Origin of the sequence: Streptomyces africanus (assembly GCF_002150735.1) — a bacterium.
GTDB classification, from domain to species: domain Bacteria; phylum Actinomycetota; class Actinomycetes; order Streptomycetales; family Streptomycetaceae; genus Streptomyces; species Streptomyces africanus.
In genome coordinates this window covers 1-16,253 of the sequence record NZ_MUKA01000259.1, presented here as the reverse complement: position 1 = coordinate 16,253, position 16,253 = coordinate 1, and the positions used below count along the sequence as shown (strand labels likewise).

Below are 16,253 nucleotides of genomic sequence, written 5' to 3'. Positions count from 1 at the left end.
GTCTCGATCTTGACGCGGCCGACGCTGACGGGCCGGGTGCGGCCCTTGACGTCGACGGCCAGCACCTTGCTGCCGGCGTGCAGTTCGCTCAGGTAATGGGTGCGGCCGGCCTGCGAGACGGTGTACGAGTGCAGCGCGCCGGCGTTGACCCGGAACGGGCGGGTCGGCATGTACGGCAGCGGGTGGGTCTCGCTGACGCACAGCACCATGCCCTTGGAGTGGGAGCCGACGAGGATGCCCTCGTCCTTGCGGAAGTGGGTTGTGGTGTCGACGCAGGCCCGCTCCCCCATGCCGATGTGCGTGGTCCGGGTGACGGTCAGTTCCACCAGGTCGATCTCGCCGCCCCGGGCGGTGGCGGCGGTGCGCAGGGCCGTGGCGTCGCCGACGGTGCCGGCCCGCATCAGGACGCCGTCCGAGCCCAGTTCCAGGACGCCGTAGACGATCTCGGCCTCCTCGGTGTTGGACGCGGTGGTGATGATCGAGCCGGGTGCGCCGGTGGCGGCGGCGATCACGATCTCCAGCGGGATCTTGGTGGGGTCGCGGAAGTCCAGCACGCTCCACGGCTCCAGACGGGCCGCGAGGCAGGCGTCCTCCAGGGTGTCGGCGTCGACGATCTCCACGTAGCGGCCGAACTCGACCTCCGGGTGGGCCTGCTGGAGCGCGGCCCGGTCCTCGCGGGGGCCCGGGACGACCACCAGGTCCGCGCCGCCCAGGTCGGCGGGGACGGAGTCGAGGCCGTCCTCGAAGAGCAGGACCTTGCGGACGGTGGGCGGCAGGCCGGTGAAGGCGGTCGGGTCGGCGGCGACGATGCCGTCGATGCGCTGGTGCAGGGCCTCTTCGAGAACGGCCTGGGTGGCGGTGCCAGCGCCTCGGATGTCAAGCCAGCACAGTTTCGCGTCCGTCATGATGCGGACCTCCTGTCGAGTGTGAAGCGTGGGAAAGGTGGTGGGTGTCGCGGTCGAGCGGGGAGCCGGGCGCGCCGAGGCGGGCCGGGGCGTCCAGGTGATCGGGGGTCAGTCGCTCGTCCCGGTGTGCGTCGGCCGGGAAGGCGAGGGGGGCGAAGTGCTGTTCCGGGAAGTGGTGGATCAGCCGGGCCACCTTGGCGGCGAGCCGCCGTGGATCGGAGGCCTGGAAGATGTTGCGGCCCATCGCCACCCCGCCGGCGCCGCCGGCCAGGGCGTCCCGGACGTAGGCCAGCACGTCCTCCTCGGTGGGCATCGCGGGACCGCCCGCGACCAGGACGGGCACCGGGCAGGACGCGGTCAGGTCGAGCATCTCCGCGGTCGAGCCGAGGAAGACGGTCTTGACCAGGTCCGCGCCCAGGTCGGAGGCGACGGTGACGGCGTGCGCCACCAGGTCCGGGTCGCGCGGGTCGGTGACCCGGGGGCCGCGCGGATACACCATGGCGAGCAGCGGCAGGTTCCACCGGTCGCAGGCGTCGGCGATCCGTCCGAGGTCGCCGATCTGCTGCCGCTCGTCGTCGGAGCCGACGTTGACGTGGACGCTCACCGCGTCCGCGCCGAGCCGGAGGGCCTCCTCGACCTGCGTCACCACGTACTTGGCGTCGGGGTCGAGGGCGTGGCTGGTGGACGCGTTGAGGTGGATGATCAGCGACATCGCGGCGAACCGCTCCGGGCTGATGTGGCGGACGCTGCCCTTGTGCACGACGACCGCGTCCGCGCCGCCGGCGGCGAGCTGCCCGGCGAGGTGGTCGAGGCTCGTGCCCTTGGGGACGAGGGGTCCGTCGCTGATCGAGTGGTCGAGAGGGGTGATCATCAGGCCGGCCGTGCTGTGACGGTAGAGCCGCCGCAGCCTCAGTGCCCTGGCGAAGTGGCCGAACGCGGTCATGGGATGCCCTTTCTGTTGCACGGATCGGTACGCCTGCGCGGCTCGGTGCCCCGGCGGACGTCTGCTCCGGCGAACCCGCCGGCCCCGGGCGGCCCGGCACCGCACCCCTCACGGGGCTCCGGCCCCGGGGCCCCGTCCGGGGACGGTCGTGCCGGACCGGTTGCCGTGGGCCGAGGGTCCCTTCGGGGTCGTTCCGTTGCGGGGCGGGGACGTACCGGGGCCGTGGCTGAGCGCAACCGGGTGCGGTCCGGCTTGCCCGTGGGGGTGAGGGGGAGTTCGGGCCAGACCGAGATGCTGAGGGGGGCGTGTTCCGGGGTGAGGGTGGCTGCCACGTAGTCGCGCAGGTCGCAGGAGGTGTGGCCGGCGCCCGAGTGGAGTTCGACCGCGGCGTGGACCTGCTCCACCAAGTCCTCGTCGCGCACTCCGAACACGGCCGCCTGACGCACCTGTGGATGCTTCAGCAGGGCCGCCTCGATGGCGGCCGGGTCGAGCTTGAGGCCGCCGTGCTTGATGACGTCGCCGACCCGGCCGTCCAGGCGGAGATAGCCGTAGCGGTCCCAGTGGCCGAGGTCGCCGGTGCGCAGCCAGCCGTCCCGGTAGGTCGCCGCGGTCAGTTCCGCGTCGTCGAGGTAACCGGCGGACACCGTCGGCGAGTTGATCCAGATCTCGCCGGTCCGGCCGCGGCCCAGCGGGATGCCCGAGTCCGGTGCCCGGATCTCGACGCGCACCCAGGGGAAGGGCCGGCCGGCCGAGCCCAGCAGTTCCGGCTCTCGGTGGTCGAGCGGGGTGAGGCTGCTGATGCCGCCCGCCTCCGTCGTGCCGTACACCTGGATCAGTACGTCGCCGAAGACCCGGACCGCCTGCCGGACCCGCTCGGGTGCGGCCGGGGTGCCGCTGTAGGTGATGCGGCGCAGAGACGACAGGTCGTACGAGGTGACGAGCGGGTGGTCGAGCAGGCGGTACAGGTGGGGCACCGCCAGGTAGACGTCCGTCACGCCCAGTTCGGCGATCGCCGCCAGGGTCGCGTCGGCGTCGAACTCGTCGTGCAGGACGACCGTGCCGCCCGCGCACAGCACGGCGTCGGCCATGGGCGCCGTGGTGTGGCTGACCGGTGTGACGGACAGCAGCGTCGCCGGTCCCCTCGGGTCGAGGCCGGAGGCGAGGCGGCCGACGAGGTGCTCGCGCGTGCCGTAGCGCTGCGCGACCATCTTGGGCCGGCCGGTGCTGCCGCTGGTGAAGTCGACGACGGCCAGGTCGTCGGGGCGCGGCGACAGGGCCGGCGGCACGGTGTCGTGCCCGTCCGCCGTGCGCGGGATCGCCCGCACGGTCAGGCCGGGCCGCCGCCGCGCCAGCCACCGGCCGCGGGCCGCGCTCTCCTCGTCCGCCTCGTCCACGAGCAGCAGCGACACCCCGAGGTCGCGCAGCAGCCCGGTCTGGGTGGCGACCGAGAACGTCTCGGTGTCCGTGCGCGGGTTCATCGAGCGGACGTAGACGGAGGTGGCGCCGAGCAGATGGACGGCGTAGCGGGCGCTGAGCATCAGCGGGTGGTTGGGGCCGGTGAGGACGGCGACGGTGGTGCCGGGACGGACGCCCTGGGAGTGCAGCAGTGCCGCGCTGCCCAGGACGGACGCCCGCAGCGCGCCGGCGGTCACCGTCGTGTCCGGCCGGTGCAGGACGACACGGGTCGGGTCGCGGCCCAGTGCCGCGAGAACGCGGCGGGCGTAAGGGCGGGGAATTGCTTCGCTGGTCATGGTCCTCCTTTCCGGAAAACAAGAGAACTGTTCGGAATCGGTGCCGAAATCAGGAGATCTTCATTTGCGCCATCATTCCCATGGCGCTGTGGTCGATCATGTGGCAGTGGTACGGATAAACACCGCGATGCGAATCGAAGGTGAGCTGGAGTTTGGCCGTCTGGCCGGGAAAGAGCAGCACGGTGTCCTTCCAGCCGGTCTCCGCGGGATACGGCGGCTGCCCGTCCCGTTCGAGAATGCGGAACTGCACCAGGTGCGTATGGAAGTTGTGCGGCACGGTGGCGCTCTTGTTGGTGACCGTCCACACCTCGGTGCTGCCCCACTCGACGTGGGTGTCGATGCGGTCCGGGTCGAAGGTCCTGCCGTTGATGTAGGCCTGGTGGCCGCCGGAGCCGGGCTCGTCCATGGAGAGGTCGAAGCTGCGCTCCACGGTCGGCTTCGCCAGGGCCGGCAGCGTGGCGAGGGTGTCCGGCACCCTGCTGGTGTCGGCGGTGCGTTCTCCGACGTCGAACCGCATGACCTGGCCGACGAGTTCGGTCGGGCCGGGGCCCAGCATGTTGGCGAGGGTGAGCTTGGTGCCGGGGGCGTACTTCGAGAAGTCGACGACGAAGTCGGCGCGTTCGCCCGGGGACAGCACCAGCACGGGTGTCTCGGCGGGGGCGGCGAGCAGGCCGCCGTCGGTGCCGATCTGCCGCACGGGGTGCTGGGTGGCCGAGCCGTCGGACAGCGCCAGGACGAAGATGCGCAGGTTGCACGAGTTGACCAGCCGGAAGCGGTACGTGCGGGCCTCGACCTTCAGGTACGGCCAGGGCCTGCCGTTGACCAGGATGGTCGTGCGGTTCTCCGCGTCGTCCATCGTGTAGACCAGCTGCGCGTTGCCGTCGAACTGCGCGTCCCGCAGGACCAGCGGGATGTCGTACCTGCCGGACGGCAGGCCCAGCGCGTCCTCGGCGGGATCCCGCAGCAGGTAGAGACCCGACAGGCCCCGGTAGACGTGCTCGGACTCCATGTGGTGCGCGTGGTCGTGCGTCCACAGGGTCGCGCCGGGCTGCTCGTTCTCGTACACGTACGTCCGCTTGCCGCCGGGCGCGATGGTGTCCATCATCCCGCCGTCGTGCGCCACCGGGTTGTTGCCGCCGTGCAGGTGCACCGAGGCCGGCATGTCCAGCCGGTTGATCTGCTGGACGACGGTGGTCCGGCCGGTGGTGGCGCGGATGGTGGGGCCCGTGAAGGAGCCGTTGTAGGTCAGGGCGTCGGTGCGGGTGCCCGGCAGGATCTCCACGCCGGCGCGGCGCATCGTGACGCGGTAGAAGTCGGCGGTTCTGGTGCGGCGGTACGGGGCCAGGACCGGTGGGATCGTCAGCGGCACGGAGAACGGTTCGGCCGGTGCGGCCGCGGCGGCGTTCGCGGTGGCCGGGGTCGCGGCCGGCTGCCCGGCGGTGAGCGTACGGAAGACCCCGCCCGCCGCGCCGACCGCCCCGACGGCGCCGGTGGTCAGACCGAGACGTATCGCATGTCGACGAGTGAACACGGGGTTTTCCTTCTCTGTCGGTGGACGTGCGGGTGGAATTCGTGTTCCGAGCATGCGCTTGGGGCGCCGAATGTCCGAGCGATTGAAGTCCGTCCCTGTCATGTGTCACGCATTCCATGACCTCGGTCACGAGAGGGAATGGTGACTGTCATTCGGTGCGGCCGGTGAGCGAGCAGGCGGTGTAGCGGGCCGCAGAGTGGATTTCGACAGGTCGATCCACACGAATCGATCCACACGAGTCCGTACCGGAGGCCCGATGATTCCCGCGACCACGAAGAAACCCCCCGAGTGCGCCGCCCGGGCGCTGCGCACCGACGTGCGGGTGACGTTCGACGACAGCACGGGCACCGCCCTGCTCCGGGGGCCCGTCACCTCCCTCGCCCTGCGCCCGGTGCGCGGCCCGCTGCGCACCGTCCTGCACCGCCTGACCGAGGGCCCGTTGCCGCGCGAGGAGTTGTACGAGGGACTCGACGGCGCCGGCCGGGAGCGGGCCGACGCGCTGCTGGAGCGGGCCGGGCATCTGCTGGCGTACAGCGTGCTCACGCACGACGAGCCACCGCTGCGCCGGGAGCTGGTCCGGCTGGAGCCGACCGCCCGGGACGCCCGGCACCGGGTCGCGGGCGTGGCCGCCGGCGCGCGTGTCCGCCTCTCCCGGTTCGCCTTCTGCCGTTCGCGCGAGGGGGTCCTCGTCCTGGAGTCACCCCTGGTGACGTTCCGCGCCGTGCTGGTCGACCGGGCCGCCCGCGAGCTCGCCGCCGCCCTGGGGCAGCCGGGCCGGGCGGGCAACGCCGGGGAGGCCACCGGACTGAGCGAGGCGGAGACCCTGGACGTCCTGTCCCATCTGGTGGGTCTCGGCTTCGCCGAACTCGCCGGCCCGGACGGCACGTTCGCCTCCGACACCGAACCGGTGCTGCGGCAGTGGGACTTCCACGATCTGCTGTTCCACTCGCGTATCCGCTCCGGGCGCTACGACGAGGCCTTCGGCGCCCTCTACCCCTACCGGGGCGAGATCGACCCGCAGCCGGCCGTGAAACCCGAGCCCCAGGGCCCCGCCACCGAGCTGTACCGCCCGCGCCGCACCGACATCGACGCCCGCGACCCGTCCCTGACCGCCGCCGTCGAGTCCCGCCGCTCCCACCGCACCTTCGGGGAGCGGGCGTTGACGGCGCGCGAGCTGGGCGAGTTCCTGTACCGGGTGCACCGGATCCGGGTGCACCGCACCCCCGGCCCGGACGCGCCGGGCGAGGACGAGGTCGTCTCGCGGCCCTACCCGAGCGGCGGCTCGCTGTACGAACTGGAGCTCTACGTCACGGTGCTGCGCTGCGCCGGGCTGGAACCGGGCGTCTACCACTACGACTCGTACGCGCACGGCCTCGTCCTGGTCAGCGCCGCGGAGGCCGACCGGCGGGCGCTGCTGGGCGTGGCGTCCCGTTCGGTGGGCTTCGAGGTCCGCCCCGACGTGCTCTTCACGGTGACCTCGCGGTTCCAGCGCATGGCGTGGAAGTACCGGGCCATGGCGTACGCGACGACGCTGCGGCACACCGGGGTGCTCTACCAGACGATGTACCTGGTGGCCACGGCGATGGGCCTGGCGCCCTGTGGACTGGGCAACGGCGACGCCGATCTGTCCGCCCGCGTGCTGGGCCTGGACTACCTCCGGGAGTCCTCGGTCGGCGACTTCCTGCTGGGTACGCCGGCCGCGGGGACGGAGCTGCCCGCGGACCCGGGCGGGGAATGGCACATGGTGAACAGCCCTGAATGGGCAATTCCGCTGGACGGCTCCGGAAAGCAGGGCGGCGACGAAAAGTCATGCGCCCCGTGATAAATGTCAGCCGGCGCCCGGAAACCCTGGCGCCGGGATGTCGGCCCGAGCAATATGGATGTCACAGCCCGACGGAAACGAAAGAAATTCCGGAAGGCGAACCAGAAATCAATGTCCGGGGATTTCCGGCAAGGGAACTCCGGACTCGACGGAAGGAAAGCGAATGACCGCCAAGGACATCAAGGACCAGGACGTGGACCAGGCGTTCGAGGGCTTCGACGCAGACGAGCTGGAGACGCTCGACGTCACCGACGGCGTCGCCCTGCCGGAGATGGGCGCCTCCAGCGGCTCGATCGGCACCTCCTCCTCGTCCTCCAGCACCTGCTCGGCCTGCTGACCCACCCTCACCACGGCTTCCCGGAAGGATTCGACATGAGCACCGACGGCATCAAGAACCAGGACGTGGACCAGGCGTTCGAGGGCTTCGACGCGGACGAGCTGGAGACGCTCGACGTCACCGACGGCGTCGCCCTGCCGGAGATGGGCGCCTCCAGCGGCTCGATCGGCACCTCCTCCTCGTCCTCCAGCACCTGCTCGGCCTGCTGAGCCCGCGTGACCGCCTGAGCACGACAGCGTGAACGCAGAAGGATGCGCCTGCCCGGCCTCGGCCGGTCGGGCACATCCTTGCGTTCGGGCAGGGGGCGACGTCAGCCGCGCACGGCCAGGTGGTACGACGAGGCCCACAGCACCACCGCACTGCTCAGGCCGACCACGATCCGCACGGTCTCGCTCGCCAGGCCGGCGGCGACGAGGACGAAGCCGACGACCGCGACGGCCGTCAGCAGCGCCGCCGTCCACCGGTACTGCCACTGGTCGTACAGCCGGGCGAGCGGAAAGAAGTGCAGCCCCACGACGAGGGCGATGCCTGCGGGGACGGCCTCGGAATGACCCGAGGCGTTGGACACGGCGATGACGGCGAAGATGGCCACCAGCTCGACGGAGTTGACGATGCCCACGCCACGCGCCCAGTTCGCCGGCAGGCTCACCATGCGGGGCGAGGGCGAGGCGCCTTCGCGGTACCCCAGGTAGATCGCCACCGCCGTGAGCACGAGCGCCGCCACCTCGATACCCAGCGGGACGACGTCCGTCGCCGAACCGGTCCCGGAGGCCGCCGCGACGGCCCACACCAGGGCGAACACGGAGAGCACGAGGGTGCCCCTGCGCCGCAGGTTGCGGGTGAGGGCGAGGCACTCGGCGTCCGTCGCGGAAGGAGTGGGGGGCGTTGTGGGGGACGTAGATGTCACTCGCGTGAGAATACACCGGCCCATCCGCCTTCTTGGCGGTTTTCGGCCAGCCCTCCGACGCCCCTGAAACGGAATAGAAGATTCCGATCATCCGGCTCCGGCCGGGCGTCACGGAAACGATGACGTATGTAAGCGCCGGACCGTTTTCCCTTCCGGCTCGAATTTCCGGCACCAATGATGTGACTCACGTTCTCGAATTCATTGCGGTACTTCTCGGAAGGTGAAAGGACATGGGGGTTGACGCTCCGGAGCGCATTGCCGTGAGGCCGGATTCCGCCGGCCTGACGGGGGTGCGGCTCCATACCCGGATGCCGGTGACACCGGCCTGGCTGGCGCGGCACGTCGTCCCGGTCGCCCGCGAACTGGGCGAGCGGGGCGTACCCGGCGTACAAGTGCGGCGCGGCTGGCTGCACGGACCGCACGTCGACGTGCTCGCCGCGGCCGGGGCGGGGGCGCCCGGCGGTGCCGTCGACTGGGCGGGGATCGAGGCCCGGCTGGACGCCGGCCCCCTCGACCCGGCCCGGGCGCTGACCGAGGAGGTGTACCTGGAGCAGGCCCGGGAGTTCGGCCGGCTCGAAGCGGTGGAGCCCCCGTACCTGCCGCTGCGCGAGCACGGCGCGGTACTGCGCGTCGCCCCCGGCGACCCCGCGCTGCGCTCCCGGGAGCCACGCCTGGACGCCCTGCGCACCGTGGTGTACGGCGCCCTCGCGACGCCGGTGCTGTCCATGATCGAGGACCTGGCCGAGGACCCGGGCAGCGGCACGGTCCGCCTCGCCGAGGCGTTCGCCGCCCTGGTCGACACCCATGCGCTGGGGCCGGCCTACGGCGTGTTCTCGCCCCGGTCGCACGTGGAGGCGTTCCTCGCCTGGGCGGCTCCGCGCAAGGACATGCGCCCGGTCTTCCAGGAGCGCCTCGCCAAGGAGGCTCCCCGGATCCGCGAGGTCGTCGAACAGCGGCTGAGCGGTGCGGTGTCCCCGGCGGCCGCCCGGTGGCGCACCGCGTTCGCCTACGGCGCCGGGGTCCTGGACCACGCCGTCGCCACGGGCGCCCTCACCCCGGACCTGCTGGACTCCGTCACCGACGGCGTCGACCGCAGCCGGATGGGCCCGCCCGGGGCCGAGACGGCGGTGCCGCGCGGCGAGCAGCCGGACACCGACTTCCACCGGACCGTGCACGGCTCCGGGGCCATCAGCACCCCGTCCCCCTTCTTCGCCGCCTACCGCCTGCTGACGAACCTCTTCTACCAGCAGCTTCCCCTGCTCACGGTCTCGCCGATGCAGCGCTACTACATGTGCTTCGCCCTCGCCGAGACGGTGGACGAGGTGCTCGGCAGCAGCTGGCGGGAGCGCCTCACCACCACGGAACCGACGGGAGCCCTGCGATGACCAGCCCCGAGCCCCAGTGGTTCCTGCGCGTCAACCCGCTGCGCAGGGCCCGCCTCGCCGACCCGGAGCAGCACCGTCTTCTGGGCGAACTCGTCCGCGCCGAAACAGAGTTGGCGGAAGCCGCCGAGGTGTGCTCGCAGGAGCTGTACGAGCGGATCGGCACGGCCGCCTCGGACACCGAGCGCCGCGAGCTCATCGCGCTGCGCCGCGCCATCCACAACGGCCGCGCCCCCAAGAAGACGCCGGTGGGCCCGGAGTCGACCCCCTCGGTGACCCGCTGGCTGGCCGCCCACGCCGGGCGGGAGCGGCTGCGCACCGCGATCGCGGCGGGCTACCCGGCCGCGGCCGACCGCGAACGCACCGTTCTGGCAGGCCTGTTGGGCGACGGCGACCTGCTGCGTTCCCTCGCCCTCGTCGCGCCCGAGGTGCACCAGGAGGCCGAGCGCTACCGCGCCGCGGTCGAGGGCCCGGGAAAGGTGTCCGCCCGCACCCGCAAGTCGGAGCGCGGGCTGATCCAGTACGTGACCCGGGCGATGGTGCGCACCAGCCCGCTGTCCCGGTTCACCGCGGTGGGCATCGCCGAACCGGCCCCGGCCGCGGACCCGGAGGCCGTGCGCCCCGGCGAGGTGCCCTTCACCGGCGCACGCGCCGTGCCGGGCCTGGACCGGGTCATGCTGCACTACGTGCTCGGCGGCCTGCCCGCCGACGGCACGGACCTCGCGGGCCTGTGGGTGGGGATGCCGCCGACCTCGGCGCCCGACCCGGAGACGGGCAAGCTGTACTTCCTGAAGTTCTCCGAGCAGGGCATGCACCGCCTCGCCGTGCCGCTCGACGGGCCCGTCGGCGATCTGCTCGACGCGCTGTCCATGGGGCCGCGCAGGTTCCCGGCGGTCGTCGCGCACGTCGCCCGCCGGGCCGGCTGCCCCGCCGAGGAGGCCGAGCGGCGCGTCCGGCAGGCCCTGCACCAGGGCGTGCTGTGCACCTTCGGCCGGCCCGAGGAGCAGACCGCCGCCGGCGACTACGACGACCTGCTGACGCTGCCCGAGTCCGAACAGCGGCCCGGCGTCCGGGAGCCGGCGGGCCGGGTGCGGGCCGGACTGCCCCGGGTGACCGAGGCTCCTGCCACCGAGCGGGGAGCGCTGCTGGCGGAACTGCGCGGGGACCTCGGCCGGTTCAGCCAGGCGGTGGGCCGCCCGGCGCACATCACCGTCGAGGAGGACTACGTCATGCCGCCGCTGAAGGTGGCGTCCTCCGACTGGCACACCCCGCTGGCCGACCTCGGCCCCGCGGTGGAGCTCCTGACGGTCTTCGACTGGCTGCACGACGTACGGGTCCTGATGACCGCCGCGTTCGTGGAGCGGTTCGGCGCCGGGGCGAACGTGCCGCTCGCCGAGCACGCCGCGTTCATCGTCGCGGAGGTCTCCCGGCGGGCCGCCGCGATGGCCGCCGTGTACGGGCCCGAGGGCACCGGGCAGGCCGCCGCGCTGTCCGGGATCGGACCGGCCGACGGCTGCCTGGAGCGCATGTACCTGCTGCGCCGCGAGCTGTCCGAGGAGGTGCACGCCCTCCTGACGAAGACGGCCCGGGCCGGTGAGGAGACTCTGAGGCTCACCGCGGGGGACGTCACCGAACTGACCCGGTCGCTGCCCGACCGCTTCCGCAGCGACCCGCTGATCTACGGCGTGCTGCTCCAGCAGGCCGGCGACCAGCTCGTCCTCAACGACGGACTGCCGGGCCACGGCATGCTGTACGCCCGCTTCCTGGAGGCCGACCGCCGCCAGGGCGGCCACGCCCTGCCCCGCCTCGCCGATCACCTGCGGCGCTTCTACGGCCACGACGGCACCCGCCTCACCGAGGACCTGGGCCTGCACCGCCTCAACGTCAACGCGCACACGCCGGTACTGCCGGGCGGCCTCACATCCGAGGACTGGTTCGGCCTGCGCCTCGCACACGACCCGGAGACCGACACGCTGCGGGTGGAGGACGCCGACGGAGCCTCGCTGCGGGTGCTGCCGCTGGGCACGGGCCACCCCGGCCTGTTCCCGCCGCCGCTGTCGGTCGCCTCCGGCCTGGTGATCAGCGGCCGGCTCTTCAACAGCCTGCCCAACTCCTGGCACGCGGCGTCCCCGTGGGACGGAAAGCGGACCCGCGTCGCGCCGCGCATGGCGGTCGGCGACGTCCTCATCGGGCGGCGGCGCTGGTACGGCGGCGCCGAACTGGACACGGCGGTGGCCACGGGGCCCGACGAACACGAGCGGCTCCTCGCGCTGACCGCGTGGCGGGCCCGGCACGGCGTCCCCGAGGAGGTCGTCATCAAGTCGGCGCCGGAGGACGAGGGCCCGCTGTCGGTCGGCGCGCCCGACGTCCAGTCCAAGCGCCTCCAGCAGAAGCCGCAGTACGTCGATCTGTCCAGCGCGCTCGCGGTGCGGGTCCTGCCGCGGATGCTGGAGCGCCGCGGGGCCGGTACGAGCTACCTGGAGGAGGCCCTGCCCGGCGTCGCGGACGGCACACACGCGACGGAGTGGGTGCTGGAAGTGGGGCGCAGGGCCGGGGGGCGGTTCGTGTACGACCCGGTGAACAACGGCGAAGCGGAAGGGGTCCGGCCGTGACGGTGACCGATCTGGACAGGAGCCCGGCGGGGACGGTCCGCGCCGCGGTGCTCAAGGCCCGGCCCGGGCTGCACTACGCGCCCGTGCCGGGGGGTGTCTACTTCAGCGGGACGCGCGGACAGTTCGTGCTGCGCGGCTCGGAGCTGCTGTACGCGGTGGCGGACGGCTGCGTACCACTGCTCCGGGTCGGCACGACGGAGGACGCCCTGGTCGCCGGGTTCGGCACCGAGCGTGCCCGGCCGGCGGTACGGCACCTGCTCGCCGAGCTCCGCGAGAACGGCCTGCTGCTCGACCCGACCGCGCTCACCGAGCCGGAGCCGCCGGCCGAGGTGGCCGCCCGTCACGCCGGCACACTGGCGCGTCTCACCGCCCGCCTCGACGACCCGTACGCGGCGTTCGCCCGCCTGCGCCGCGCCCGGGTACGACTGCACGGCCCCGCGACGGCGACCGCTCCCGCACTGCGCGGACTGCGCCGGGCGGGCGTGACCGACGTGACGGCGACCACCGCCCACGACACGTCGCGGCCACTGGTCCCCGTCTGCGACCCCGCGATGTTCGCGGACCCCTCGCTGCTGTCCGGCGGCGGGTCCGTGGGCGGCCCCCGGTCCCTGATCCCCGCCGGCGACCCGGCGGTGCACTCGCCCACCACCACGCCCCCCGCCGGCGACCCGGCGGTGCACGGCCCAGGTGTCGGAAACCCCGTCGGCGACCCGGCGGCGCGCAAACCCGAGACCTCGACTCCCGCCGGCGACCCGGCGGTGTACGGATTCGGTGCTGGAACTCCCGCCGGCGACCCGGCGGTGGCAGCACCCGGAGGGACCGAGGGCGTGCCGCGGGTCGTCGTCGAGTTCCTCGACGGTGACCGGGCCTGGACCGAGCAGGACGGAACGCTGCACATGCCCGTGCTGCTCGGTCCCGGGCCGGTGCTCGTCGGGCCCGTCGGTGTGGCGCCCGGCCTCTGGGAGGTCTTCCGGGACCGGGCCAGGGCATGGGCGGACGCCGAGGGCGTCGAACCGGCGGCCGGGCCCGTCGCCCACTCCCTCGCGGGAGCCCTCGCCGCACAGCTCCTGACCGACACCCTCACGGGTGTCGCGGAGCCCGGTGAGGCCCATGTCGTCCACGGCCCCGATCTGACGGCCGACCGCGTCACCGTCACGGGCGCCCCCGTGCACGAAGCGGTCGCCGTCCGCCTCGCCGACGCCCCCGCCGGGCCCCTCCCCGCACCGGAGGCCGCACTCGAGGCCGCCGGTGTCCTCACCGCCCGCTGGACCGGCCTGTTCGCCTCCGCGCCGGGCGAGCTCCTGCCGCAGATGCCCCTCGCCCTGCGCGCGGCGGAGCACCGGGCCGACCGCACGGGCACGGTCACCGCCTGGGCCGCCCACCAGGAGACGGCGACCATCGCCGCCGCCCTGGCCGCCCTGCGCGACCGCGCCACCGGCACACCCGGCACCCCGGCGGCGGGCCTCACCCAGGAGCACTGGCTGCTCGACGGCGCCCTGCGTCACCTCACGGGGGACCAGCAGGCCTTCGTCCCCGACGCGGACGCCCCGCTGCACGCCGAAGGCCGGCGCATCCGCGCCGAGTTGCGGTCGTTGCTCGGCGGCACCGTCCCCCTGCTCACCGTGGCCCGGTACCCCGGTGTCGGCTGGCCGCTGGCCCAGGTCACCGTCGACGGGCGGCCGCTCGGCGCCGGCTGGGGCCCGACCCCGGCCGAGGCCACGTACGCCGCACTGTGCACGGCACTCGCCGCCGCCCAGACCGGCGGCACGGCCGGCCGGATCTCCACCGACGCGCTGCTGACCGCGGACGACACCGCCCGTGCCGCGCTGCGGGAGCAGCTCACCGCGCTCAACGGCTACCGGGGGCAGCCCCGCCGCACCGACCCGGTGCTCGGCGAACTCCCTTTCTGGCACGGCCCGGTGACCGTCCCGACCGACCGCACCGCCGAGGAGTCCGCCGATGCCGACCACTGACCCGACCACCGCGGTGCACGCCGGCCCCGCCCTGCCCCCGGCGGCGCACGACGACTGGCTGCCCGCCCTCGCCCCCCTGGCCCGCGTGAGCGGGGCCACCGTCTCCGTCAACCTCGGCTGGGACCTGGCCTGGGAGCGCGACCGCCTCGCACAGGCAGGGGGACCGCACCTGTCCGTGCGGGTGTACGACGACGAGGTGATGGTCGGCCCCCTGTGGGTGCCGGGCACCGCCTCCGGCTGTGCCGCCTGCGCCGAGGTGCGCGAACGCACCGTCCTCGACCACCCCCTCGTGGGCGACCTCACCCAGGCCACGCGGGTCCCCGCCGCCCCCGCCCCTGTCCTGCCCGACCTGCTGCGCACCGGCCTCGAGCATCTCGCGGACCGCCCCCTCGCACCCGGCGAGGCCTACTCGGTGACCGTCCGGGGCACCCGCCGGCACCGCATCGCCCGCAGCTTCCACTGCCCGGTCTGCGGCCCGTCCCCCGAGGACCTGGTGAGCACCGGGCCCCCGGCACCCCGTCCCCTGCGCTCCCGGCCCGCCGTACCCGGGGACGCGACGCGCACCGCGGCGAGCCGTCTGGTCGAGCCCGGCTTCCTGCGCGACCGGCTCGTGGACACCCGCTTCGGGCCGGTGCGCGCGATCCTGCGCGAGTCGCACGCCCCGTTCGCGATGAGCATGGCCGTCGTCGCGGACGCCCCGGCGATGGGCCACGGCAGGGCGCGTACGTTCGCGGAGACCGAACCGGTCGCCGTCCTGGAGGCATATGAGCGGCTCGGCGGCTACCCGTACGACATCCCCCTGGTCACCGGCCGCTCCTACCGCGAGGTCGCCGGGCAGGCCGTCGACCCGGGCAGCCTCGGCCGCTACACCGCCGAGCAGCTCGCCCACCCCACCAGCAGGGCCACGCCGTTCACGGACGACACCCCGATGGACTGGGCCTGGGGCCACGACCTGGCCGACGGCACGCCCCTGCTGGTCCCGGCCGACCACGCCTTCTACCAGTACGAGTACGCCTTCCGGCGCGACCGGCGCGCCGCCCGCGTGGCCGGCGCCGCGAACCGCAGGCACTACTTCTTCGACTGCTCCAGCGGCTGCGCGGTCGGCGCCAACCACGAAGAGGCCGCCCTGCACGCCCTGTTCGAACTGGCTGAGCGTGACGCGTTCCTGACGTCCTGGTACCGGGCACGCCCGCTCCCCCACGTCCCGGTCTCCACGCTCACCGACCCCACGAGCCGGGCCATGGTCGAACTGATCCGGGCACGCGGCTACGACGTCCATCTCCTGGTCGCCACCCGGGACATCGGCCTGCCGGTGGTGTGGGTGATCGCCGTGAACGAGAAGAACCCCTTCCCGGCGACCTTCTCCTCCGCCGGTTCCGGGGCCGAGCCCGAGTCCGCGATCCGCGGCGCCCTGCGCGAGGTCGCCCAGCTGGTCACGAACCCGGTCGACTGGACCCGCGAGCAGGTCGAGCGGATGGTCGAGGACCCGTGGCGCGTGGAGGAACTGGAGGACCACGTCCGGTTCTCCTCCATCCCCGAGACCCGCGACCGCGCCCTGGCCGGGCTCGGCGGGCCGGCCGTCACGCTCGACGAGGCGTTCCCCGACTGGCCGGGCCGGCTGGAGCGGGCCGCGCACGGCGATGTGCGCGAGACCCTGCGGTACGTGGCCTCGCTCTTCGCCGACGCGGGCCTGGACCGGATCGTCGTCGTCGACCAGACCAGCCGGGAGCACGCCGACGCCGGCATCGCGGTCGCCCGTGCCGTGGTCCCCGGCATCCTGCCGATGTGCTTCGGCCACGCCCAGCAGCGCCTGGACGGCCTGCCCCGGCTCCGCGCCGCCCTGCGCGGCACGGACCAGGAGCACCGGGCGATCCCCTACGACCCCCACCCGTTCCCGTGACGGCCCCCGCCGAGGCCTGGGTGCGGCGCGCCCCGGTCGACCTCCCGGGCCCCGAGGGCGACAACAGCATCGCCCGCGAGCCCTTGTGGTACGCCTACGGCGCCGGGGACGACCGCCCGGAACCACCGCCGTGGACCTGGGCGAGCACCCCGCCCCCCGACTCCCACGTGCCCTGCTGCACGCCCTGACG

General features: G+C 73.6%; 13 protein-coding genes. 8 read left to right on the top strand and 5 right to left on the bottom strand.

Going from position 1 to position 16,253, the window contains the following annotated elements:
- From CCL05_RS29370 to CCL05_RS29355, 4 genes are all read right to left on the bottom strand, one after another.
- Positions 1–905 (bottom strand): 3-dehydroquinate synthase II family protein (locus CCL05_RS29370; RefSeq protein ID WP_086563665.1); only part of this gene is annotated, 905 nt, incomplete at its 3' end.
- Positions 877–1,848, bottom strand: coding sequence for a 2-amino-3,7-dideoxy-D-threo-hept-6-ulosonate synthase (locus CCL05_RS29365; RefSeq protein ID WP_086563664.1), 972 nt, complete (start codon positions 1,846–1,848; stop codon positions 877–879). The genes CCL05_RS29370 and CCL05_RS29365, both read right to left, overlap by 29 nt.
- A complete protein-coding gene (locus tag CCL05_RS29360) occupies positions 1,845–3,599 on the bottom strand; it encodes a class I adenylate-forming enzyme family protein (protein ID WP_107400526.1) in 1,755 nt (584 codons plus the stop codon). Before CCL05_RS29360 ends, CCL05_RS29365 begins: the two co-directional genes overlap by 4 nt.
- A 49-nt stretch (positions 3,600–3,648) precedes the next feature.
- Positions 3,649–5,130, bottom strand: a complete 1,482-nt coding sequence (locus tag CCL05_RS29355; protein ID WP_086563663.1) for a multicopper oxidase family protein — start codon at positions 5,128–5,130, stop codon at positions 3,649–3,651.
- Between the two features lie 256 nt (positions 5,131–5,386).
- Between CCL05_RS29355 and CCL05_RS29350 the strand changes: the two genes are divergently transcribed.
- The 3 genes from CCL05_RS29350 (at position 5,387) to CCL05_RS29340 (ending at position 7,498) form a co-directional block, all read left to right on the top strand.
- Complete coding sequence (locus CCL05_RS29350; RefSeq protein WP_086563662.1) at positions 5,387–6,952, top strand: SagB/ThcOx family dehydrogenase; 1,566 nt, start codon at positions 5,387–5,389, stop codon at positions 6,950–6,952.
- A gap of 163 nt (positions 6,953–7,115) precedes the next feature.
- On the top strand, positions 7,116–7,289 hold the full coding sequence (locus CCL05_RS29345) for a thiazolylpeptide-type bacteriocin (protein ID WP_086563660.1): 174 nt from the start codon (positions 7,116–7,118) through the stop codon (positions 7,287–7,289).
- 35 nt (positions 7,290–7,324) lie between these two features.
- Complete coding sequence (locus CCL05_RS29340) at positions 7,325–7,498, top strand: thiazolylpeptide-type bacteriocin (protein ID WP_086563659.1); 174 nt, start codon at positions 7,325–7,327, stop codon at positions 7,496–7,498.
- 101 nt (positions 7,499–7,599) lie between these two features.
- Here the strand turns inward: CCL05_RS29340 and CCL05_RS29335 are convergent, their stop codons facing one another.
- Positions 7,600–8,196 (bottom strand): hypothetical protein, encoded by a 597-nt coding sequence (locus CCL05_RS29335; RefSeq protein WP_244204455.1) that lies wholly within the window; start codon positions 8,194–8,196, stop codon positions 7,600–7,602.
- A 308-nt stretch (positions 8,197–8,504) separates the two neighbouring features.
- Between CCL05_RS29335 and CCL05_RS29330 the strand changes: the two genes are divergently transcribed.
- Genes CCL05_RS29330 through CCL05_RS29310 form a run of 5 tightly spaced genes read left to right on the top strand, consistent with a single transcriptional unit; the run spans position 8,505 to position 16,251 of the window.
- Positions 8,505–9,581, top strand: a complete 1,077-nt coding sequence (locus tag CCL05_RS29330) for a hypothetical protein (protein WP_208641645.1) — start codon at positions 8,505–8,507, stop codon at positions 9,579–9,581.
- Positions 9,578–12,190, top strand: coding sequence for a lantibiotic dehydratase (locus CCL05_RS29325; protein WP_086563655.1), 2,613 nt, complete (start codon positions 9,578–9,580; stop codon positions 12,188–12,190). The genes CCL05_RS29330 and CCL05_RS29325 overlap by 4 nt, the downstream gene beginning before the upstream one ends.
- Positions 12,187–14,163, top strand: coding sequence for a hypothetical protein (locus tag CCL05_RS29320; protein ID WP_086563654.1), 1,977 nt, complete (start codon positions 12,187–12,189; stop codon positions 14,161–14,163). The genes CCL05_RS29325 and CCL05_RS29320 overlap by 4 nt, the downstream gene beginning before the upstream one ends.
- A complete protein-coding gene (locus tag CCL05_RS29315) occupies positions 14,150–16,063 on the top strand; it encodes a TOMM precursor leader peptide-binding protein (protein ID WP_086563652.1) in 1,914 nt (637 codons plus the stop codon). The genes CCL05_RS29320 and CCL05_RS29315 overlap by 14 nt, the downstream gene beginning before the upstream one ends.
- A complete protein-coding gene (locus CCL05_RS29310) occupies positions 16,060–16,251 on the top strand; it encodes a hypothetical protein (protein WP_086563651.1) in 192 nt (63 codons plus the stop codon). The genes CCL05_RS29315 and CCL05_RS29310 overlap by 4 nt, the downstream gene beginning before the upstream one ends.
- The last annotated feature ends 2 nt before the right edge of the window (positions 16,252–16,253 follow it).

Coding starts and splice junctions, on each gene's coding strand:
- CCL05_RS29365 (WP_086563664.1), bottom strand. CDS start 1,848: ATGACCGCGTTCGGCCACTTCGCCAGGGCACTGAGGCTGCGGCGGCTC.
- CCL05_RS29360 (WP_107400526.1), bottom strand. CDS start 3,599: ATGACCAGCGAAGCAATTCCCCGCCCTTACGCCCGCCGCGTTCTCGCG.
- CCL05_RS29350 (WP_086563662.1), top strand. CDS start 5,387: ATGATTCCCGCGACCACGAAGAAACCCCCCGAGTGCGCCGCCCGGGCG.
- CCL05_RS29345 (WP_086563660.1), top strand. CDS start 7,116: ATGACCGCCAAGGACATCAAGGACCAGGACGTGGACCAGGCGTTCGAG.
- CCL05_RS29340 (WP_086563659.1), top strand. CDS start 7,325: ATGAGCACCGACGGCATCAAGAACCAGGACGTGGACCAGGCGTTCGAG.
- CCL05_RS29330 (WP_208641645.1), top strand. CDS start 8,505: ATGCCGGTGACACCGGCCTGGCTGGCGCGGCACGTCGTCCCGGTCGCC.
- CCL05_RS29325 (WP_086563655.1), top strand. CDS start 9,578: ATGACCAGCCCCGAGCCCCAGTGGTTCCTGCGCGTCAACCCGCTGCGC.
- CCL05_RS29315 (WP_086563652.1), top strand. CDS start 14,150: ATGCCGACCACTGACCCGACCACCGCGGTGCACGCCGGCCCCGCCCTG.